Here is an 18577-nt window from a genome sequence, read left to right as displayed (position 1 = left end):
AGGAGGGCCCTTTTCGTGACGATCAGAACGCGGCTTCGTCGAGCTCCATGAGCGCGTTGTCGGCGGCCTCCACGATCGCGCGGCGGGCGGTCAGCTCCGGCAGCACCTGCTTCGCGAAGAACGAGGCCACGGCGATCTTGCCCTCGTAGAACGGGACGTCCTTGGCAGACGCGCCCGCGTCGAGCTTGCCGATGGCGACCTCGGCGTGCTTGAGCAGCTGCCAGCCGATGAGCAGGTCGCCGACCGACATCAGCAGGCGGACCGTGTGCTGGCCGACCTTGTTGATGCTCTGCGGGTCCTCCTGCGACGCGGTCAGGTAGCCGATCAGCGAGCCGAGCATGCCCTGCGTGTCCTCGAGGGCCTGCTTGAGCAGCCCGCGCTCGTTCTTGAGCCGGCCGTTGCCCGCCTCGGACTCGATGAACTTCGTGATCTCGCCGGCGACGAAGGCCAGGGACGCGCCCTTGTCGCGGACGATCTTGCGGAAGAAGAAGTCCAGCGACTGGATCGCCGTGGTGCCCTCGTAGAGCGAGTCGATCTTGGCGTCGCGGATGTACTGCTCGATCGGGTAGTCCTGCAGGAAGCCGGACCCGCCCAGGGTCTGCAGCGACTGCACGAGCTGCTCGGTGGCGCGCTCGGAGCCGACGCCCTTGACGATCGGCAGCAGCAGGTCGTTCACGCCGTGCGCGACCTTCTGGTCACCCTCGCCGGTCCACAGCTGGTCCTGGAACGACGCGGTGTAGAGGTACACCGCGCGCAGCCCCTCGGCGTAGGCCTTCTGCAGCATCAGCGAGCGGCGGACGTCCGGGTGGTGCGTGATGGTGACGCGCGGCGCGGTCTTGTTGAGCATGTTCGGCAGGTCGGCGCCCTGGACGCGCTCCTTGGCGTACTCGAGCGCGTTGAGGTAACCCGTCGACAGCGTCGCGATGGCCTTGGTGCCGACCATCATCCGGGCGTACTCGATGACCTGGAACATCTGCGCGATGCCGTCGTGCACCTCGCCGAGCAGCCAGCCCTTGGCCGGGGTGCCGTGCTGGCCGAAGGTCAGCTCGCAGGTCGTCGAGGCCTTGATGCCCATCTTGTGCTCGACGTTCGTGACGTAGGCGCCGTTGCGCTCGCCCAGCTCGCCGGTCTTGGTGTCGAAGTGGAACTTCGGCACGAGGAACAGCGACAGGCCCTTGGTGCCCGGCTTGGTCTCGATGCCCGGACCCTCGGGGCGCGCCAGCACGAGGTGCATGATGTTTTCGCTCATGTCGTGCTCGGCGGAGGTGATGAAGCGCTTCACGCCGTCGATGTGCCAGGAGCCGTCCTCCTGCTTGACGGCCTTGGTGCGGCCCGCGCCGACGTCGGAGCCGGCGTCCGGCTCGGTCAGCACCATCGTCGCGCCCCAGGCGCGGTCGATCATCAGCTGCGCCCAGTGCTTCTGCTCTTCGGTGCCGTTCTTGTCGACGATCATCGCGAAGTTCGGGCCCGCCATGTACATGAACAGCGGGGCGTTCGCGCCGAGGATCAGCTCGGAGGCGGCCCACTGGACCGTGGGGGGCAGGCCGAAGCCGCCGAGGTCGTTGGTCAGGCCGAGGCGCCACCACTCGCCGTCGATGAGCTGCTGGTAGCTCTTCTTGAACGACTCGGGGATCTTGACGCTGAAGGTCTTCGGGTCGTACACGGGCGGGTTGCGGTCGGCGTCGGCGTAGGACTCGGCCAGCGGACCGGTGGCGAGCTTGTTCAGCTCGGACAGCACACCGCGCGCGGTCTCTTCGTCGGACTCGGCGAGTACGCCCTTGCCCAGGCGCTCCTGCACGCCCAGGACCTCGAAGAGGTTGAACTCCAGGTCTCGGACGTTGCTCTTGTAGTGGCCCATGTCGTCACTCCAATGTGTTCGGCTCCCCGGCCGGGCACATGTTCGCCTTACTCGCCGGTAACTTCAGGATATTACCTGCGGGTAACTGGAGCAAGCAGATCCGCACTTCCGGGTACGGAAATCCGGGTGGTTTCCGGGGTCAGCGCTGGCCCGGGAGGGCCGTTGTGTCGGCGGTCACCGGCACGTGGCCGTCTTCGGCGCGGGCGATGAGGATCCCGCCGCGGAAGGCGATGGTGACCGCGTGCGTCCGATCGCGCGCGGAAAGCTTCCGCAGGATGCTCTTGACGTGCGTCCGGACCGTCTCGACGGACAGGAACAGCAGCTTCGCGATCGCCGAGTTCTCCAGGCCTTCGGCGACCAGCTGGAGCACCTGGTACTCACGTCGGGACAGCGGCATCCCGCCGCGCGGCGCCGGCGGGCTGTCGTGGGCGAGGCCGTCCTTCGGCACGGTCGCCCGTTTCGGCCGGGCGGTGAGCGCGGCCAGCGCCGGGTCGATGTACCGGCGCTCGGTGTGCGCACGCCGGATCGCTTCGGCGAGCCGCCGTGAATCGATCGACCGCGGCACGATCGCGTGCGTGCCCGCGGCGATCGCGGCCGCGAGGTACTGCTGCGTGCGGTTCGTGTCCCGGATCAACGTGACCAGGATCAGTGCCGGGTCGCCGGCGTTGAGCAGCTTCGTCAGGTGGCAGTTCGGGTCGAGTGCCGAATCGAGCACGACGACGTCCGGCTTGACCTGCTCACACAGCTGCAGCGCGGCGTGGTGGCTGGCCGCCTGGCCCGCCCAGTGCAGCCCCTGGCTGCGGTGGACGAGCGCGGCGAGGCCGTCGCGAAAGATCGGGACCGGATCGACGACCGCCACGCCGAGACTGCGCCCGCCGGGTCCGATCGGCCCAGCGGGCCTGCGGGTGGGCTCGATGCCGTGCATCGCGGGCCTCCGTCTCTGCGCCGTCGCTCCTGGGACGCCTGACGCGTCCCCTCGGTTCACGCGTCCGGCACCACCCGGTCCCCCCTGCGGGACCGGCCAAAAGTGACTCCTCCTGCTTGGTACGAGTCGCGATTGCGCAGCTCATGACGCCAATTCCCCCTCATGGCCCAATCCGCTGGTCACAGCAAACTATGGGTAGAAGACGATCTTGAAGAGGTGGCTCGGCCGAGCTGGGGAGGACCCGATGGGGCTGTTGGTGCTACTGAGGGTGGCTCGCCGGTTGTTCAACGATTTCGACGCGCTTCGGATGCGCTCCGCAGGGCGGCGAACTCCTCTGCCAGCCCAGCCGGCGTCCAGTGCGCGTTGAGGCCGCTCGGGTTCGGCAGGACCCACACGCGCGTGCTCCCGATCCGGTGCTCCTGACGGCCGACGCGCGCCTTCGGGAAGCCGAAGGCGGTCCGGTAGGCGGTGATCCCGACGACGGCCAGCCACCGCGGCCGGTACTCGAGCACCTTCGCTTCGAGGAGCTTCCCGCCTTCGCGGAGTTCGTCGCCGGTGAGCTCGTCGGCACGGGCGGTCGTCCTGGCGACGACGTTCGTGATGCCGAGCTTCAGGTCGAGCAACGCGTCCTGCTCGCTCGGCGCGTACAGCCGCGGCGTGAAGCCGCCGTGGTACAGCGCGGGCCAGAAGCGGTTGCCGGGCCGCGCGAAGTGCTGCTGCAGCGCGCCGGAGTAGAGGCCGGGGTTGATGCCGCAGAACAGCACGTCGAGGCCGGGCGCGATGACGTCCGGGATGGTGGTGTCGTGCGCGGCGGCGAGCTGGTCCTTGGTCGGTCTCACGGGCTCAGTTTCCGGCATGCTCGTGGGATGGAGGTCACCGCGGACGGGTGTTCGGTCGAGGTCTACCGGTTGCTGCCCGCCGCGGGCGAGCCGGAGATCGTGCACGACGCGGTCGCGCCCGGGGCGTCGATCCTCGAGCTGGGCTGCGGGGCCGGCCGGGTCACGCACCCGCTGCTGGAGCTGGGGCATCCCGTGGTCGCCGTCGACGATTCGCCGGCGATGCTCGCGCACGTCCGAGCGGAGAGGGTGTGCGCGCGGATCGGCGAGCTGGACCTCGGCCGGACGTTCGACGCGGTCCTGCTGGGGAGCCACCTGATCAACACGGCGCGGGTGCGGGACCGGCAGGCGCTGCTCGCCGCCGCGCGGCGCCACCTCGCCCCTTCCGGGCGGTTGGTCGTCGAGTGGCACCCGCCCGAGTGGTTCGGCTCGGTCGCGTCCGGGCAGGGCGGGCGGCTCGGGGAAGTGGACCTCGAGCTGGCCGACGTGGTCCGCGACGGCGACCTGCTGTCGGCGACGGTCCGCTATTCGGCCGGCGGGCGGCGGTGGGACCAGGAGTTCACCTGCCGCCGCCTGGTTCTCGACGAGGCCTTGGCCGGGGCTGACCTGGTCTTCGAGCGCTGGCTCACCCCCGACCGGACCTGGTTCGCCGCCCGAGCCCGTCGCGGGGGGTAGCGAAGTCGCCACGGACCTGCGTACCCTGTGTGATCTCCCGCACAGCGCCGTACCGAGGAGGATTTCGTGCAGCTTCCGATCGTCCTCGGGCTCGTCGCGCTGGTGCTCGCCGTCGCCACGCTCGTCGTCGTCCTCGAAGACCGGCGGGCCGCCAAGCGGGCGGCCCTGCAGCGGAAGGCGCGGTTAGCGCGACTGGGCGAGGTGGACCCGCTCGCGCCGGGCCGGCTGCACGCGGACCGGTGAACGCAGGAGCGTGAGCAGCAGCGCGCCGAACACCCAGCCGACCCCGGCGCCGAGCGTGTTGTTCATGAGGTCGTCGACGTCGAAGATGCGGTAGACGTAGGGCGCCGTGCCGAAGTTCGCCGTGACCTGCGTGAGTTCGATGAGCAGCGACGCCCCGAAGCCGATGAGCGTCGTGCCGACCAGGCCGCGGCGCCACAGGATCCGCGCGAACACCCCGAGCGGGACGAACAGCAGCACGTTCAGGCACGCCTGCTGGAACGTCTGCGTCATGAACCACTGCGACAGCGGCTCGCCGTGCTTGAGCAGCTCGGTGTGGATGTCGGTGATCCACTGGAACGGGTGCAGCTGCACCGTCTGGCTCAGCCGGCGGGTGCCGGGGCCGGGCAGGGGCAGGAAGACGACCGCGAAGGTCATGCAGCCGTACAGCAGCACCGCCGCGGTCGTGACGATGCCGCGCAGGCGCAGGCCGCCGTGGCGCGCGAGCTGGGTGATCAGCTGCGGCACCAGCACCACGGACCACAGCGCGAGAAAGCCGATGAACCCGTACTGCAGGGCGGTGACCTGTGCGTTCGTCATGCCACCGACGTTATGGATCTTGCCCCGGGGCCACTTCGGTCGAAGAGCCGGACCCCATCGGCCACTCGGCCGACCGCGGCCGGGCCGATCGGTCAGTCGTCGTCGCGCTCCTCGGAGCGCTCGGCCCGCCACGCGCTGAACACCGTGCCGCCGATCAGCAGCACGACGACGGCCAGCACCACGAGTACGACCTCGATGCCCATTCGTCCCCCAGTCACCGGAATGCACCGTCATCGCTGCGGGGGCAAGGGGTGTTACCGAACCGCCCGGCGAGTCGAATTCGTCACGGCAACGGAAGACGTAACCGGATGCGGCTTGCGCTCGAGCGGGAATGACCACGACGCTCAGCACGTCGAAGTCTTGTGGGGGCAACGAAAGGAACACTGATGGCACCGGTCCGGGTCGGCATCGTCGGGCTCAGCGCGAACGGCGGCTGGGCCGCCACCGCGCACGTGCCCGCGCTGGCCGCGGTGGAGGGCTACGAGCTCCGCGCGCTGAGCGGGAGCAGTACCGAGTCGGCGCGCGTCGCCGGGGAGAAGTACGGCGTGCCGCTGACCTTCGGCGACGCCGGGGAGCTCGCCCGGCACCCGGAGGTCGACCTGGTGGTCGTCGCGGTCAAGGTGGCCGAGCACCGGGCCCTGATCGAGCCCGCGCTGGCCGCGGGCAAGCAGGTCCTGAGCGAGTGGCCGCTCGGCGTGAGCCTGGCCGAAACCGAGGCGCTGACCGAAGCCGCGAAGGACGCGAAGACCGCGGTCGGCCTCCAAGGGCGGTCCGCGCCCGCGTTGCGCTACCTCCGTGACCTGATCAAGGACGGCTACGTCGGCCGTGTGCTGTCGACGTCGTTGATCGGCTCGGGCGGGAACTGGGGACCCAGGGTCCGCGCCGGCCGCGACTACCAGCTGCACCCCGAGGGGGGCGCGACCATGCTGACGATCCCGTTCGCGCACACCGTGGACGCGCTCGACATGGTCCTCGGCCGGTTCAGCGAGCTGTCGGCGACGATGGCGACCGTCCGGCCGCGCGTGCGCGACGAGGTCACCGGCGAGTCGGTCCCGATGACCGCGCCGGACCAGATCGCCGTCACCGGCGTGCTCACCGGCGGCGCGGTCGCGTCGCTGCACCTGCGCGGCGGGTCCTCGCCCGCCACCGACTTCCACTGGGAGATCAACGGCACCGAGGGCACCCTGGTCGTCAACGCCGCGGACCCGCTGTTCTGGATCGCGAAGCTGACGTTGCGCGGTAGCCGGACCGGCACGCTCGAACGGCTCACCGTGCCCGGCCGGTACGAGCTGCCGCAGCTGGCCGGGCGCGCCGCCGAGCCGTCCTACAACGTCGCGCACGCCTACGCGCGGCACCTCAAGGGTGACCTGCCGGACTTCGCGCACGCGCGGCGCGTCCACCGGGTGCTCGACGCCGTCCAGCGGGCGGCCGACTCCGGCACGCGGGTTCACCCGGACGCAGAGTAACTGTTACCGGCGGTTGTAGCTTTTCCGCTATCCCCGTCTTACTCTCGGGTCATGGACGACGTTGTCTATGACCGCGCCGGCACCGGCGAACCGCTGGTGCTGATCCACGGCATCGGCCACCGCCGTCAGGCGTGGGCGCCGGTGTTCCCGCTGCTCACGCCGCATCGCGACGTCATCGCCGTGGACCTGCCGGGCTTCGGGGAGTCGCCCGAGCCGGCCGGCGGGTACGGCGTCGAGCCCGCGCTCGTGATGTTCAAGGAGCTCTTCACCGAGCTCGGCATCGACCGCCCGCACGTCGCGGGCAACTCGCTCGGCGGCCTGCTGTCGCTGGCGCTCGGGCAGGCCGGGCTCGTCCGCAGCGTCACGGCGTTGTCGCCCGCCGGGCTGTGGACCCGGCCGCAGAAGCTCTACGCGATCGCCACGCTCAAGGCCCACCGCGCTCTCGCGCTGCGCACGCCACCGCACGTCGTGCGCCGCATCGCCGCGACGGCCGCCGGGCGCACGGCGCTGACCGGGATGATCGTCGGGAAACCGGCGCTGCTGACCCCGGACGCCGTCGTCGAGGACGCCCACGCGCTCGCGACCGCGCCGGGCTTCGAGCCCACTGCCGCCGAGTCCCGCGGCGACTTCCGCTTCACGGGCCCGGTCACCGGCGTCCCGGTGACGGTCGCGTGGGCCGAGCACGACCGGATCCTCGCCCGCCCGCGCCTCGCCGACCTGCGGAAGATCGCTCCGAACGGGACGTTCAAGCTGCTGCCCGGCTGCGGGCACGTGCCGATGAACGACGACCCGGCGCTCGTCGCGCGGGTGCTGCTCGAGGGGAGCCGTTAGGTGACGTTCCCGTTACCAATCCGGCCGAAAGCAGGCGGCACGGACTGGAGTGAATCCGCTCAACAGGACCCGTTCCGCCGTGGCTGCCGGTCGGATTGGTAACGATCACACAGCACGTCCGTCTTTTGACCCTGGTAGCTGACCGCTTCGCGAGGCAGAATCCTCCGCCGTGCGCCCGTTGGGGACCTTGGGCGCGAATCGGAGGAAACACGCATGAGGCTTTCAACCCGGCTCGTGGTGCTCGCCGCGGCCGCGCTGGCGACGACCGCGGTGACCACCGCGCCCGCGTCCGCGGGCCAGCGCCCGGACCCCACCACGGACGTCCGGATCATCGGGTTCAACGACCTGCACGGCAACCTCGAGCCGCCGTCCGGCTCCAGCGGCCGCGTCACGCAGTCCGACGGGACCACTGTGGACGCCGGCGGTGCCGCTTACCTGGCGACGCACGTGAAGCAGCTCCGCTCGCAGGTGCGCAACTCGTTCGTCGTGTCCGCCGGCGACAACATCGGCGCGTCGCCGCTGACCTCGGCGCTGTTCCACGACGAGCCGACCATCGACTTCCTGAACATGCTGGGCGTCAACGCGTCCGTCGTCGGGAACCACGAGTTCGACGAGGGCTACAAGGAACTGCAGCGCATGCAGTTCGGGGGCTGCCACCCCACGGACGGCTGCCAGTTCCAGAAGACTTTCGACGGTGCGAAGTTCCCGTTCCTCGGGTCCAATGTGTACTTCACCAACGGCCTGCCCGCGTTGTTGCCGTTCACCGTCAAGTTCGAGGGCGGCGTGCCGATCGGCGTCATCGGCGCGACGCTCAAGGACCTGCCGTCGGTCGTCACGCCGGAGGCGATCAAGGGCCTGAAGTTCGGCGACGAGGTCGAGGCGATCAACCGCACCGCGAACCTGCTCGACTTCTTCGGGGTCAAGGCCCAGATCGTGCTGCTGCACCAGGGTGACAGCACCGAGCTCGAGGGTCCGAACGACTGCAAGGTCCTGCCGGGCCCGGCCACCGCGATCGCGAAGGCGGTGACCCCGAAGGTCGACGCGATCTTCACCGGCCACAGCCACCAGCAGTACAACTGCGTGATCAACGACCCGGCCGGCCAGCCGCGCCCGGTCATCCAGGGCTCGTCGTTCGGCCGCCTGCTGTCGGTCGTGGACCTGAAGATCAGCCTGAAGACGCGCGACGTCGTCCGGTCGCAGACCAAGGCGTTCAACGAGATCGTCACGCGGACGGTCACGCCGGACCCGGCCGTGACGGCCCTGGTCGACGACGCGAAGGCCAAGTCCGGCCCGATCGCGAACAAGCAGGTCGGCACCATCACCGAGGACCTGAAGGCGGCGGGCAACGCGGCCGGCGAATCGGCCCTCGGCGACGTCATCGCCGACGCGCAGCTCGCGGGCACGCAGTCGAACAGCGCGGTCATCGCGATGACCAATCCGGGCGGCATCCGCGCCGACCTGACCTACAAGTCGTCCGACAAGGGCGAAGGCGACGGCGTGGTGACCTACGGCGAGGCGTTCACCGTCCAGCCGTTCTCGAACATCATGCAGACGATCACGCTGACCGGCGCGAACCTCAAGAACGTGCTGGAGCAGCAGTGGGCGCCGGGCGTGAACCCGAAGTTCCTGCAGATCTCGAGCTCGCTGCACTACAGCTACTCGGCGTCCGCGCCGCAGGGCTCGCGGGTCTCGAACATCACGGTGAACGGCACGCCGGTCGACCCGGCGGCGACGTTCCGCGTGTCGGTGAACAACTTCCTCGCCGCCGGCGGGGACGGCTTCACCGAGTTCACCAAGGGCACGAACCTGGCCGGCGGGCCGGTGGACCTGGACGCGCTGGTCGCGTACCTGGGCGCCCACCCGAACCTGGCCCCGCCCGCGGCGGACCGGATCACGAAGCTGCCGTAGTTCCCGTTTTTGCAAGCCACCGGGTCGACAATGGACCCATGACGACCTGGGAAGACGTCGTCCGCCTGGCCTCGGCACTGCCCGAGGTCGAGGCGGCGACGTGGTATCGCACCCCCGCGCTGAAAGTCGCGGGCAAGGGGTTCGCGCGGCTGCGCACCGAGGCCGAAGGCGGCCTGGTCGTGATGTGCGGGCTCGACGAGAAGGCCGCGTTGCTGGAATCCGGCGACGCGGCCTTCTTCACGACACCGCACTACGACGGCCACGGCTCGATCATCGTCGACCTCGAGCACGTCGACGTCGATCAGCTGCGTGAGCTGCTCGAAGAGGCGTGGCGGCTGAAGGCACCGCCCCGGCTCACCAGGTGAGCTCGCCTTTGAGCATGCTCATCAGGATCATGTCGTGGCGCTGCCCGTCGAGGCCGACGAACGACTCGCGGTGCCGGCCCTCTTCGACGAACCCGACCTTCCGGTAGACGTGCCGGGCGACCTCGTTCTCGGCGACGACCCACAGCGAGATCTGGTGCAGGCGCATGTTGTCGAACCCGTAGCGGCACATCAGGCGCAGCGCTTCGGTGCCGTACCCGCCGCCGCCGCGGTATTCGGCGTCGCCGACGTAGATGTCCAGGTAGGCCTCGCCGACCTCGGGCTCGGCGTCGCGCAGGTCGACGATGCCGATGAGCTTCCGCTCGGCCTTGGCCTCGATGCCGAGGACGACCTTCTCGTACGTGTTGACCGCGCGCTCTTCGCAGCGCTTGCGCACCTGGGCGAGCGAGAGCGGGTGGCCGTTCTCCATCCAGCGGCCGACCTCGGGGTCGGTCACGAAGCCGTGGATGCGTTCGGCGTCCTCCGGTTCGAGCGCGCGCAGCCGGACGAGCTCCCCCTCGAGCAGCATTTCTCCCCCTAGTCCCGCTTGAGCAGCAGAAAGTCCTGGACGTTCAGCAGGCCGAGGAACTGCCGCACGGGTGTCGGCATGGCTCGGCGTGTCTCATCATGCACAAGTTCGGGGGAATGCACGCGGTAATTCTTCCGCTGGGTGATGACGGTGCAGCTCCCGGCGGCCAGCACGTTCTTCACCCAGTCGGTGTCGGGCCCGTAGGTCAGGGCGACGACGAAGCCGTCTTCCGTGCGGAAGACGTTGAGCGGCGTCCGGTACTCCTTGCCGGACTTCCGTCCTTTGTGGACGAGCATGCCGAACCCGGGGGCCCAGTTGACGACGTACTTGTTGACCCGGTTGGTCACCACGCGGTTGAAGCGGGCGAGTCCCTTCGGAAGCACCATGGGCCCGATGATATCAACGATTGATGAATTAACCGAACGGGTGACCCCGGCTCCCGGCGCGCGCCGCGGCGATGGTGGGATATGGCGCATGTCGACCGAATGGCCGCTGCGCCAGGACCCGGAAGGGCCGGTCATCATCGCGCTGGCCCTGGTGAACGACCCGGACGCACTGGGCTTCGTCGTGCTGGACGACGAGGACGACTGGTTCATCAGCGACGGCACCGAGCTGTCCGACGACGTGCTGGTCAACCGCGAGAGCTTCCGGAAGATGTCGCTGCGCGAAGCCGTCGAGCTGCTGCCGCAACTGGCCGCGCTGGCCGGCCTGCCGACGGGCATGGCCGCCGACTGGGACCCGGAGCACCGCACGTGGCTGCTCTCGTCGGTGACCGGCTCCGACGACGAGGACGAGGACATCCGGCTGCTCACCCAGCGCCGCGCCGCCTGGGAGTTCGAAGGCTCCCCGGACGACGAGGCGCAGATCAGCAGCGGCCTGACGGAGATCCCGACCGGCCCCCAGCAGCCGGTGCGCGCGGTCCGCCAGGTCGTCCGCGAACAGGACGGCACCTGGCTGTTCGTCGGCTTCGAGGTCCCGGAAGCGGAGGACTTCGAGGTCGAGGGCCTGGAGCTGGAGCACGTCGCGAACCTGTACCCGGACGTCCGCAGCGTGCTGAAGGCCGCCCCGGGCCAGGTGTACGACCGTGCGACGCCGGACGCCGAGTGGGAGCTCGTCGAAGGCTAGAGCCGGATCGGCAGGTGGTCGAGCGGCAGGCCCATGCCCGCCACCCCGCCCGGGAAACTTTCTCCGCGGCAAGTGTCCAGCCGCGCCTTCGCCCGTTCGTCCTTACAGTGATAGCCGGCGATCGGCGCCGGTCAGGACCTGTGAGGAGCAGCCATGCCCCAGTACGCCGCGATCATCTACGCCTCCGACGTCGACCCGACCAAGCCCGAGGCCGTCGACATGATGAAGGACTACAACGAGTTCCACGACGGCGCGCAGGCCGTGATCCGCGGCGGCGCGGCCCTGTACCCGACGGCCACCGCGACGACGGTCCGCGTCACCGGCGGCAAGGGCGGCGACGTCGTCACCAGCGACGGCCCGTACGCGGAGACGAAGGAAGCCCTGACCGGCTTCTACCTCCTCGAGTGCGCCGACCTCGACGAAGCCGTCAAGGTCGCCTCGCGCATCCCGGGCGCCTGGGACGGCGCGATCGAGGTCCGGCCGGTCGTCGACTTCGGCCAGTGACCGACGCCGGGGACGCGGTCGCGCGGCTGGTCCGGGAGGAGGGCACCCGGGTACTGGCCACGCTGGTCCGCGTCACCGGCAGCGTCGACCTGGCCGAGGACGCGGTCCAGGACGCCGTCGTGCGCGCGCTGGAGACGTGGCCGCGCGACGGCGTCCCGGGCAACCCCCGCGGCTGGCTCCTGGTGGCGGCCCGCCGGCGCGCGGTGGACGTCGTCCGCCGTGAGGCGAAGCGGCTCGGGAAGGAGGCGGACGCGATGCCGGCCGTCGACCCGTTCCCGGACCCGGTTTCCGTCCGCGACGACCTGCTGCGCCTGGTCTTCACGTGCTGCCACCCGGCGTTGTCCCTGGACGCCCAGGTGGCGCTGGCGCTCAGGACGTTGGGCGGGTTGTCGACCGCGGAGGTCGCGCGCGGCCTGCTGGTCCCCGAAGCGACGATGGCGAAGCGGCTGACCCGGGCGAAGCAGAAGATCGCCCAGGCGCGGATCCCGTACCGGGTGCCTCCCGCCGAAGAACTGCCGTCCCGGCTGGCCGGCGTGGCGGCGACGGTGTACCTGATCTTCAACGAGGGCTACACGGGCCGCGAGGCCCTGCTCGCGGAAGCGGTCCGGCTGGCGCGCCTGCTGGTTTCGCTGATGCCCGACGAGCCCACGGCCTTGGGCCTGCTGGCGCTGGTGCTGCTGCAGGACGCCCGTCGCGCGGCCCGGTTCTCGTCGGGGATGCCGGTGCTGCTGGCCGACCAGGACCGTTCGGCGTGGGACTTCGCGCTGATCAAGGAGGGCGTCGAACTGGTCGGCGTGGGGTTGCGCCGAACACCTTCGGTGCCGAACCCGTACGTGGTCCAGGCGGCGATCGCGGCTTGCCACGATTTGGCGCCGTCCTATGCGGAAACGAACTGGGACGCGGTGATTTCCTGGTACGACGTGCTGTTGTCGGTCCAGGACACCCCGGTGGTCAGGGTGAACCGCGCGGCGGCGGTGGCGGAACGGGACGGCCCGGCGGCGGCATTGGCGTTGGTGGACGCGTTGCCGGACTTGGACGACTACCCGTGGTGGCACGCGTCGCGGGCGGAATTGTTGCACCGCCTGGGTTCGCCGTCGGCGTCCGAGGCGTTGGAGCGCGCGGTGGAAACCGGGCTCCCGGCCGCCCACGCGGCGCACCTGCGTCGCCGGTTGAGTCCACAGTAGACGAGTCCTGTTGTGGGTGTTTTCCTTACCGCTCAGTGAAAAACCGCGGCTTGACCGTCGTCCGGACGGGCGCGTTCCATGAACGGACGTCCTATCCGAGGAGGCCACCCATGGCCGAACACCAGAACGCCACACTCATCCGTCGCGGCTACGCGGCGTTTTCCACGGGCGACGTCGCGACGCTGTCGGAAATCCTCGCGCCGGACGCCGTCCAGCACATGCCGGGGCACAACGTGTTCTCCGGCGACCACAAGGGCCGCGACGCGATCCTCGCCATGTACGGGCAACTGGCCGAGCGAAGCGGCGGAACGCTGAAGGTGGAGCTGGAGGAGGTCTACGCGAACGACGAGGAAGTCGTCACGGTCTACCGTTCGACGGGCACCCGTGCGGGAAAGCAGCTCGACACGCGCCACGCCCTGGTCTTCCGCATCCGCGACGGCCAGGCGACGGAACTGACGGACGTCTCGAGCGACGAAGCCGCCGACGACAATTTCTGGGCCTGAAAAGAAGTGCGAAAGCCCCGGACTCCACGTCCGGGGCTTTCGTTCCAGAGCGGATGACGGGAATCGAACCCGCGTATTCAGCTTGGGAACCCAAATCCGGCCCCAGGAAAGTGGTCCTGAGCAGGGAATCCTCGTTCCCGGGGTTGTCCGTGGTTGCCCCGGTTTGACCGGGGCATGTTGTTGGGATGTTGCTGGAGATCAGGCTGGTGAGCTGGGAATTCGTGAGACTGCTCAGCTCGCCAGTTCCCTCTGGCGCATCGCGTGGTGAGCCGCGGGTCGCATGCGTGGTCTGGGGTAGTCGGCGGATGGATTTTGAGCGGGCCCGGGGTTCACGACCTGTGGGCCCGGCTGGTGGAGTTGCTTGACCGCCTTGTTCGAGGGCCGGATGCTGGCCGGCCCGCGTCGCCGCGAGCCGGCCAGCATCCGGCTTTCTAGTGCTTGTCGCGAGGTGGGAAGGGGTCGTTGCCGCGGCGGGAGGTGTCCTTGTCCCGAATCGTGCCGTCCGGACGGTGGATCACCGTCTCGCCGCCGGTGTTCGAGGTGATCTCCCGTGCCCGCGCTGTCGCTTCCCGCTGGGTGTCGTAGTGCCCGCTGGACCGCTGCGCATCGGGCTTCTTCACGTCCCACCCGCCGTCTGGGTTGGGCACCACATGCCGGTCGTCGTCGCTCATGCTCTGCTCCTCGTGTCCTCCTGCGCGCAGGGCGCAAGGTGTTGCTCTTGAGGAGATCACCGTAGGAGGCATGATCACAATCAGTTTCCGGGTGAACGGTGGCTGCTGTGCGATCTGAAGGCTCTGTTTCTGCAGCTCAAGTGAGGCCATAGTGAGGCTGCTGGCGGACTGATCGCTCCCGGCCTGCGCTGAGTGTGTTACAGAAAGTGATACTGAGTTGCGCGAGCGCTACCGGGGATCTTCGATCGGACCCTAGCTGCCCGGGCTCGTGCTGCCCCTGCGCGAAGCGGTCCGGTGTGGTCCGTAGATCGACTGGTGGTGGCCCGAAGGCCGAGCTACTACGGGGCCGTGTCAGGAAGCCGTCACTCGGGGAGGTGGCGCATGACGCTCGAAGCGACCCTCATCCGGACGTCGAGTCGGTTACACGATGTGCATAGATTACTCGCTGACAGCTACTAGTAACGTTACTAGAAAGGAGTCAAGTGGCTCCTGAGCTGGTAAAACGTCTCTAGTCGCTAGCGCACTAGAAACCAGACCTGCTAGCGGGCCAGACGAGTCCTCGCTACTAGTAAGAGTTTAGAGTAGGGCTTGTGACTGCGAACGAGATCGATCAGGCCCTGGTGGCGGAACCCGAGCGGATCGGCCTTCTGCTGATCGCTGCGGACGAGGACCAGTGGTTCGACCGGAAGTCCTCGCGGATGGCGGCGAAGGATCTCGCGCCGGCGCTGGTCGCGTTCGCCAATGCCGAGGGCGGGACGGTCGTCGTCGGCTTGCATAACGGCAAGGTGCAGGGCTTCGCCGGCAGCAGGCAGAAGCTGAACGACTTCCGGCAAGCGCCTTTCGACTTCACCGCGCCGCCTGTGCGGGCGACGTTCGAAGAGGTCGCCTGCGTGAATGAGGCTGGCGATCCTGACGTGGTGCTGGTGATCCGGATCGATCCCAGCGAACACGTGCATGAGACCCAGTCGGGTGACTGTTATCTGCGGGTCGGCGACGAGAGTCGGCGGCTGACGTTCGTGCAGCGCCAAGAGTTGCAGTTCGACAAGGGGCAGAGCCAGTACGACGGCCAGCCCGCGCCGGGTGTGGACTTGTCGGACGTGGACGGCAACCTGCTGAACCACTACAAGAAATCGATGGGGGCGTCGTCGGTACAGAAGATCCTGCAGGCACGGAGCCTGCTCACCCGCGACGAGAAGATGACCAACGGCGGGTATCTGCTGTTCGGCCGGACGCCGGGTCTGCTGTTCCCTCAGGCCTATGTTCGTGTCCTGCGGTTCCTCGATACCGAGCGCGGCACGGGTGCCGGGTTGAACATCGAAGAGGGGATGGATCTGCGGATCGAGGGTCCGATCCCGACTGTGGTGCAGCGAGCCAGTGCCGAGATCGAGAAGCTGATGCCCAAGAGGCGGGCGTTGCAGCCTGACGGGACGTTCGGCCCAACACCGATCGTGCCGCGTGATGCCTGGCTGGAGGGGCTGGTAAACGCGGTCATTCACCGCTCGTACAGTCTCGCCGGGGATCATATTCGGGTCGAGATCTACCCGAACCGGATCGAGATCGAGAGCCCGGGGCGGTTCCCCGGCTTGGCCAGCCCCACTAAGCCGCTGGAGATCAGCCGGTTCGCCCGCAACCCCAGGATCGCCAGGGTGTGCGCGGACCTGCGGATCGGGCAGGAACTTGGTGAGGGCATCAAGCGGATCTTCGCGGAGATGCGCCGCGTGGGGTTGACCGATCCGATCTACCGGCAGACCGCGGGCACGGTGCGGCTGAGCTTGGTGAACGTGCCCAGTCTTGATCCGCGGCTGGCTGCCCAGCTGCCGTCGGGCAGTCAGCGTGTCCTGGCGATCCTGCGGACGGCGGGCGGATCGCTGGGGACGGGAGACATTGTGGACGCGCTGGGGCTGAGCCGTCCGGCGACGATGACCCGGCTAAGGGCTCTGCAGAAGTTCGGCCTGGTCCGCCGGATCGGGAAGTCGCCCCAGGACCCGCGGGCGGTGTGGGAGCTGATCGACGGTTCCTGACCGGCCGGCTGGTTGTGTGGCGCGAACCTGGAAGGGCCACGGCTGTCGAGTGATCAGCCAGGGCTTCGGGCGGGCCGCTGCGCCGACTCGCGACCTGGGGCGTCAGGGTCTGGAATGCTGGGCGGATGGACTTTGAGCAGGCGCTGACCGCTGACGAGCTGTGGGGCTGGCCGGTCGAGGTGCTTGACCAGCTGTGGCAGCTGCGGTCGCGGGCGCAGCATGGTGAGCTTTCGCTCGAGCAGTGGCGTGAACAAGACGCCGCACTGCGGCCTGGCCACCCGCGGGTGGACGTCGAGGAAGTCAGCGAGTTCCGGCTTTCCTGCCTGATGGACCTGCCGGCGGATGTGCCGCGCGATGCCCGTGACCGGCTGCTGCACCGCATGATGGTGCTCACTGTGCCCGCACCGACTGACGAAGATCTGTGGCAGGAACTGGCGGAGATCGTCGAGTCGATGAGTGATCCGGATTTTCGCCGGGCGGATCTGCAGCGCAAGCTGGGGGCCCGCCGGGACACCGTCCGGTCCTGGCTGGCCCGGCCCGGCAGCGGTGTCGACATGTTGTCAGGTTTGCCATGGGCGACAATTGCGCGCTACAGGGTGGTGGAAGATCCGGTCCTAGGGCCGGTGCCGCAGTACGTGGACTCGGCACGAAAAATGGCGTTGAGCGAGGCGTCCGAGGACGAGCGTCGCCGCGCTGCGTTGTTTGTTGACGATCGTGACCGTCGGATGGACGAGGCGATGGCGGACTTCAACCGGGCTGGTTTGCTGGGCTTGGTGGACTTGCTCAAGGACGCCGCAGTCGGGGATGACGAACTGAAGCCGGCGTTCGCCAAGCAGGTGGATATTTGGCGAGATCCGCTGGTGCAGGGGCTGCTGATGCGGGAGACATCGCATGGATGGCAGTTGTCCGATGAGGATCTCGAGCCGTAGCCCGTCCGGTCGCGCCGGGCGGTGCACACCGCCGTGGTGGTGTGCCTTGCTGCGGGTGGGAATGCTTTCGGGTCCGGTTGCTCACGACGAAGAAGGTCTCGACATGCCCCACCGTGGCCGCTCGGCAGTACTGGACGGCGAGACAGAACCACGTCCTTCACTGCTGAGGACGACGTTGGCTCGGCACATTGCCTATTGGCTGACTCTCGGGATAGCCGTCTTTGCCGGGATGTCGGCGCTGCTGTGGTGGCTGTTGAGCGGCTCCGGGCTCGCCAGCTCCGCCGGAGACCGGCAGCAAGTGCTCGATCTTCTCAAGATCGCGTTGACCCTCACCGGCGGCATCGGCGGTGTCATCTTCCTGATGGTCGCCTACCGCAAGCAGCGCTTGGGCGAAGTCGCCGAGCAGCGAGAGGTGGCCGCCAGCAGGCGGGAAGAGACCAAGCTATTCACCGACAGGTTCATGAAAGCCGCCGAACAACTCGGCCACGCGATCGCCACGGTGCGGCTGGCCGGGGTATACGCGATGGCCGAACTCGCTGATGAAACGATCGAGCGCCGTCAGATGTGCATCAACGTGCTGTGCGCCCACCTGAGAATGCACTGCGAGCCGCAGCCGCCCAGCTCCGTTGCCGGCCTGGCGCAGTGGCATGGGGAGCGTGAAGTCCGCCAGAGCATCTTTCGGGTGATCGCCGACCATCTCCGCGGCGATGTGCCTGTCTCGTGGCAGGGGCATGATTTCGACTTCACCGGTGCGCTCATCGATAGTGCGGACTTCCACGCGATCCGGGTCACCGGCGGCACAGTGTCCTTCGAGAAGGCGGTGTTCCCGGGCGGCAAGGTCGACTTTGACGGGGCTGTCCTGTCCGGCGGGGTCCTCGACTTCAGCGGCGCGATCGTGTCGGGAGGAACCCTCAACCTGGGGTGCGTGAAGCTCGCCGGATCTGTCGTGCATTTCCACGGGGCGGAACTGCGTGATGGCTTCCTGGACTTCAGCTACTCGTGGCTGACCGGCGGCGCCCTGAACTTGGATGACATGAACCTCGCGGGCGGCAGCATCGACTTTGGCAACGCGAAGTTCTCCGGGACTCGCGTCACCTTCAGTTGCGCGAGGTTCGAGGGCGCCTGGGCTGATTTCCGGCACGCCAAGTTCCTCGCCGGAACCTTGGCCTTCGGTGACTGCTCGTTTAACCGGGGCAGTGTCGAGTTCGGCCAGGCCGAGTTCGCCGGCGGCTACGTCGGGGTGCACCGGGCCAGCTATGGCGGGTGTGTTATCCATTTCGAGAACCCGAAATCCTGGGACACTCCGCCCATAATCGATACACACAACGACGAAGACGTCACCGCGTCGGTGCGGCTGCCAGTTCCTGCCGCTGATGATCGCCTCGACGTAATGCCAGATGGCGTGCATCGCTGAATCGTTGACGCTCGCAG

General features: G+C 68.5%; 21 protein-coding genes. 13 read left to right on the top strand and 8 right to left on the bottom strand.

The window, feature by feature from the left end; all coding sequences use genetic code 11:
- Positions 1-22: 22 nt before the first annotated feature.
- The 3 genes from ACWEN0_RS08565 to mug form a co-directional block, all read right to left on the bottom strand.
- On the bottom strand, positions 23-1858 hold the full coding sequence (locus ACWEN0_RS08565) for an acyl-CoA dehydrogenase (RefSeq protein ID WP_451970411.1): 1836 nt from the start codon (positions 1856-1858) through the stop codon (positions 23-25).
- Between the two features lie 139 nt (positions 1859-1997).
- On the bottom strand, positions 1998-2783 hold the full coding sequence (locus tag ACWEN0_RS08560; protein ID WP_451970408.1) for a response regulator transcription factor: 786 nt from the start codon (positions 2781-2783) through the stop codon (positions 1998-2000).
- A gap of 284 nt (positions 2784-3067) precedes the next feature.
- A complete protein-coding gene (mug, locus tag ACWEN0_RS08555) occupies positions 3068-3622 on the bottom strand; it encodes a G/U mismatch-specific DNA glycosylase (protein ID WP_451970405.1) in 555 nt (184 codons plus the stop codon).
- A gap of 27 nt (positions 3623-3649) precedes the next feature.
- Here mug and ACWEN0_RS08550 point away from each other — a divergent pair, with 27 nt between their 5' ends.
- Both ACWEN0_RS08550 and ACWEN0_RS08545 read left to right on the top strand, forming a co-directional pair.
- On the top strand, positions 3650-4294 hold the full coding sequence (locus ACWEN0_RS08550) for a class I SAM-dependent methyltransferase (RefSeq protein ID WP_451970402.1): 645 nt from the start codon (positions 3650-3652) through the stop codon (positions 4292-4294).
- A 66-nt stretch (positions 4295-4360) separates the two neighbouring features.
- Entirely contained in the window at positions 4361-4537 is a 177-nt protein-coding gene (locus ACWEN0_RS08545) for a hypothetical protein (RefSeq protein ID WP_451970399.1), read from the top strand.
- Here ACWEN0_RS08545 and ACWEN0_RS08540 read toward each other — a convergent pair.
- On the bottom strand, positions 4478-5113 hold the full coding sequence (locus ACWEN0_RS08540) for a VanZ family protein (RefSeq protein WP_451970396.1): 636 nt from the start codon (positions 5111-5113) through the stop codon (positions 4478-4480). The genes ACWEN0_RS08545 and ACWEN0_RS08540 overlap by 60 nt on opposite strands.
- A gap of 92 nt (positions 5114-5205) precedes the next feature.
- Positions 5206-5331 (bottom strand): hypothetical protein, encoded by a 126-nt coding sequence (locus tag ACWEN0_RS08535; RefSeq protein WP_451970392.1) that lies wholly within the window; start codon positions 5329-5331, stop codon positions 5206-5208.
- Between the two features lie 168 nt (positions 5332-5499).
- On the opposite strand from ACWEN0_RS08535, the gene ACWEN0_RS08530 reads away from it, so the two are divergent.
- The 4 genes from ACWEN0_RS08530 to ACWEN0_RS08515 all read left to right on the top strand — a co-directional run bounded on the left by ACWEN0_RS08530 (position 5500) and on the right by ACWEN0_RS08515 (position 9683).
- The gene (locus ACWEN0_RS08530; RefSeq protein WP_451970389.1) at positions 5500-6579 is read left to right on the top strand and encodes a Gfo/Idh/MocA family protein; all 1080 of its coding nucleotides are present in this window, start codon (positions 5500-5502) and stop codon (positions 6577-6579) included.
- Between the two features lie 51 nt (positions 6580-6630).
- Positions 6631-7410, top strand: coding sequence for an alpha/beta fold hydrolase (locus tag ACWEN0_RS08525; RefSeq protein WP_451970386.1), 780 nt, complete (start codon positions 6631-6633; stop codon positions 7408-7410).
- A gap of 213 nt (positions 7411-7623) precedes the next feature.
- The gene (locus ACWEN0_RS08520) at positions 7624-9318 is read left to right on the top strand and encodes a bifunctional metallophosphatase/5'-nucleotidase (protein ID WP_451970383.1); all 1695 of its coding nucleotides are present in this window, start codon (positions 7624-7626) and stop codon (positions 9316-9318) included.
- 38 nt (positions 9319-9356) lie between these two features.
- On the top strand, positions 9357-9683 hold the full coding sequence (locus ACWEN0_RS08515) for an MmcQ/YjbR family DNA-binding protein (RefSeq protein WP_451970380.1): 327 nt from the start codon (positions 9357-9359) through the stop codon (positions 9681-9683).
- Here the strand turns inward: ACWEN0_RS08515 and ACWEN0_RS08510 are convergent.
- Together ACWEN0_RS08510 and ACWEN0_RS08505 are read right to left on the bottom strand one after the other, a co-directional pair.
- Positions 9673-10209, bottom strand: coding sequence for a GNAT family N-acetyltransferase (locus tag ACWEN0_RS08510; protein WP_451970377.1), 537 nt, complete (start codon positions 10207-10209; stop codon positions 9673-9675). The two genes, ACWEN0_RS08515 and ACWEN0_RS08510, sit on opposite strands and share 11 nt — an antisense overlap.
- Positions 10210-10217: 8 nt before the next feature.
- Positions 10218-10595, bottom strand: coding sequence for a nitroreductase family deazaflavin-dependent oxidoreductase (locus ACWEN0_RS08505; protein WP_451970374.1), 378 nt, complete (start codon positions 10593-10595; stop codon positions 10218-10220).
- Positions 10596-10683: 88 nt separating this feature from the next.
- Between ACWEN0_RS08505 and ACWEN0_RS08500 the strand changes: the two genes are divergently transcribed.
- From ACWEN0_RS08500 to ACWEN0_RS08485, 4 genes are all read left to right on the top strand, one after another.
- The gene (locus ACWEN0_RS08500) at positions 10684-11334 is read left to right on the top strand and encodes a hypothetical protein (protein ID WP_451970371.1); all 651 of its coding nucleotides are present in this window, start codon (positions 10684-10686) and stop codon (positions 11332-11334) included.
- 153 nt (positions 11335-11487) lie between these two features.
- Positions 11488-11838, top strand: coding sequence for a YciI family protein (locus ACWEN0_RS08495; RefSeq protein ID WP_451970368.1), 351 nt, complete (start codon positions 11488-11490; stop codon positions 11836-11838).
- A complete protein-coding gene (locus tag ACWEN0_RS08490) occupies positions 11835-13022 on the top strand; it encodes an RNA polymerase sigma factor (protein ID WP_451970366.1) in 1188 nt (395 codons plus the stop codon). Before ACWEN0_RS08495 ends, ACWEN0_RS08490 begins: the two co-directional genes overlap by 4 nt.
- Positions 13023-13132: 110 nt before the next feature.
- Positions 13133-13525, top strand: coding sequence for a nuclear transport factor 2 family protein (locus tag ACWEN0_RS08485; protein WP_451970363.1), 393 nt, complete (start codon positions 13133-13135; stop codon positions 13523-13525).
- Between the two features lie 431 nt (positions 13526-13956).
- Here ACWEN0_RS08485 and ACWEN0_RS08480 read toward each other — a convergent pair whose 3' ends face one another.
- Positions 13957-14196 carry a DUF2188 domain-containing protein gene (locus ACWEN0_RS08480; protein ID WP_451970360.1) on the bottom strand — a complete coding sequence of 80 codons (240 nt, stop codon included), beginning with the start codon at positions 14194-14196 and terminating at the stop codon, positions 13957-13959.
- 590 nt (positions 14197-14786) lie between these two features.
- Here ACWEN0_RS08480 and ACWEN0_RS08475 point away from each other — a divergent pair.
- From ACWEN0_RS08475 to ACWEN0_RS08465, 3 genes are all read left to right on the top strand, one after another.
- Positions 14787-16217, top strand: a complete 1431-nt coding sequence (locus ACWEN0_RS08475) for an ATP-binding protein (protein WP_451970358.1) — start codon at positions 14787-14789, stop codon at positions 16215-16217.
- Between the two features lie 125 nt (positions 16218-16342).
- Positions 16343-17146 carry a hypothetical protein gene (locus tag ACWEN0_RS08470; protein ID WP_451970355.1) on the top strand — a complete coding sequence of 268 codons (804 nt, stop codon included), beginning with the start codon at positions 16343-16345 and terminating at the stop codon, positions 17144-17146.
- Positions 17147-17375: 229 nt separating this feature from the next.
- Positions 17376-18560, top strand: coding sequence for a hypothetical protein (locus ACWEN0_RS08465; protein ID WP_451970352.1), 1185 nt, complete (start codon positions 17376-17378; stop codon positions 18558-18560).
- The last annotated feature ends 17 nt before the right edge of the window (positions 18561-18577 follow it).

This window comes from Amycolatopsis sp. NPDC004378, assembly GCF_053602455.1.
This window is presented reverse-complemented; position numbering and strand designations above follow the sequence as displayed.

What these genes read in the sequence shown, in the direction of transcription:
- ACWEN0_RS08500 (WP_451970371.1), top strand. Translation starts at nt 10,684, where the DNA reads ATGTCGACCGAATGGCCGCTGCGCCAGGACCCGGAAGGGCCGGTCATC.
- ACWEN0_RS08510 (WP_451970377.1), bottom strand. Translation starts at nt 10,209, where the DNA reads ATGCTGCTCGAGGGGGAGCTCGTCCGGCTGCGCGCGCTCGAACCGGAG.
- ACWEN0_RS08550 (WP_451970402.1), top strand. Translation starts at nt 3,650, where the DNA reads ATGGAGGTCACCGCGGACGGGTGTTCGGTCGAGGTCTACCGGTTGCTG.
- ACWEN0_RS08515 (WP_451970380.1), top strand. Translation starts at nt 9,357, where the DNA reads ATGACGACCTGGGAAGACGTCGTCCGCCTGGCCTCGGCACTGCCCGAG.
- ACWEN0_RS08520 (WP_451970383.1), top strand. Translation starts at nt 7,624, where the DNA reads ATGAGGCTTTCAACCCGGCTCGTGGTGCTCGCCGCGGCCGCGCTGGCG.
- ACWEN0_RS08480 (WP_451970360.1), bottom strand. Translation starts at nt 14,196, where the DNA reads ATGAGCGACGACGACCGGCATGTGGTGCCCAACCCAGACGGCGGGTGG.
- ACWEN0_RS08485 (WP_451970363.1), top strand. Translation starts at nt 13,133, where the DNA reads ATGGCCGAACACCAGAACGCCACACTCATCCGTCGCGGCTACGCGGCG.
- ACWEN0_RS08540 (WP_451970396.1), bottom strand. Translation starts at nt 5,113, where the DNA reads ATGACGAACGCACAGGTCACCGCCCTGCAGTACGGGTTCATCGGCTTT.
- ACWEN0_RS08525 (WP_451970386.1), top strand. Translation starts at nt 6,631, where the DNA reads ATGGACGACGTTGTCTATGACCGCGCCGGCACCGGCGAACCGCTGGTG.
- ACWEN0_RS08470 (WP_451970355.1), top strand. Translation starts at nt 16,343, where the DNA reads ATGGACTTTGAGCAGGCGCTGACCGCTGACGAGCTGTGGGGCTGGCCG.
- ACWEN0_RS08560 (WP_451970408.1), bottom strand. Translation starts at nt 2,783, where the DNA reads ATGCACGGCATCGAGCCCACCCGCAGGCCCGCTGGGCCGATCGGACCC.
- ACWEN0_RS08465 (WP_451970352.1), top strand. Translation starts at nt 17,376, where the DNA reads ATGTCGGCGCTGCTGTGGTGGCTGTTGAGCGGCTCCGGGCTCGCCAGC.
- ACWEN0_RS08495 (WP_451970368.1), top strand. Translation starts at nt 11,488, where the DNA reads ATGCCCCAGTACGCCGCGATCATCTACGCCTCCGACGTCGACCCGACC.
- ACWEN0_RS08530 (WP_451970389.1), top strand. Translation starts at nt 5,500, where the DNA reads ATGGCACCGGTCCGGGTCGGCATCGTCGGGCTCAGCGCGAACGGCGGC.
- ACWEN0_RS08505 (WP_451970374.1), bottom strand. Translation starts at nt 10,595, where the DNA reads ATGGTGCTTCCGAAGGGACTCGCCCGCTTCAACCGCGTGGTGACCAAC.
- ACWEN0_RS08565 (WP_451970411.1), bottom strand. Translation starts at nt 1,858, where the DNA reads ATGGGCCACTACAAGAGCAACGTCCGAGACCTGGAGTTCAACCTCTTC.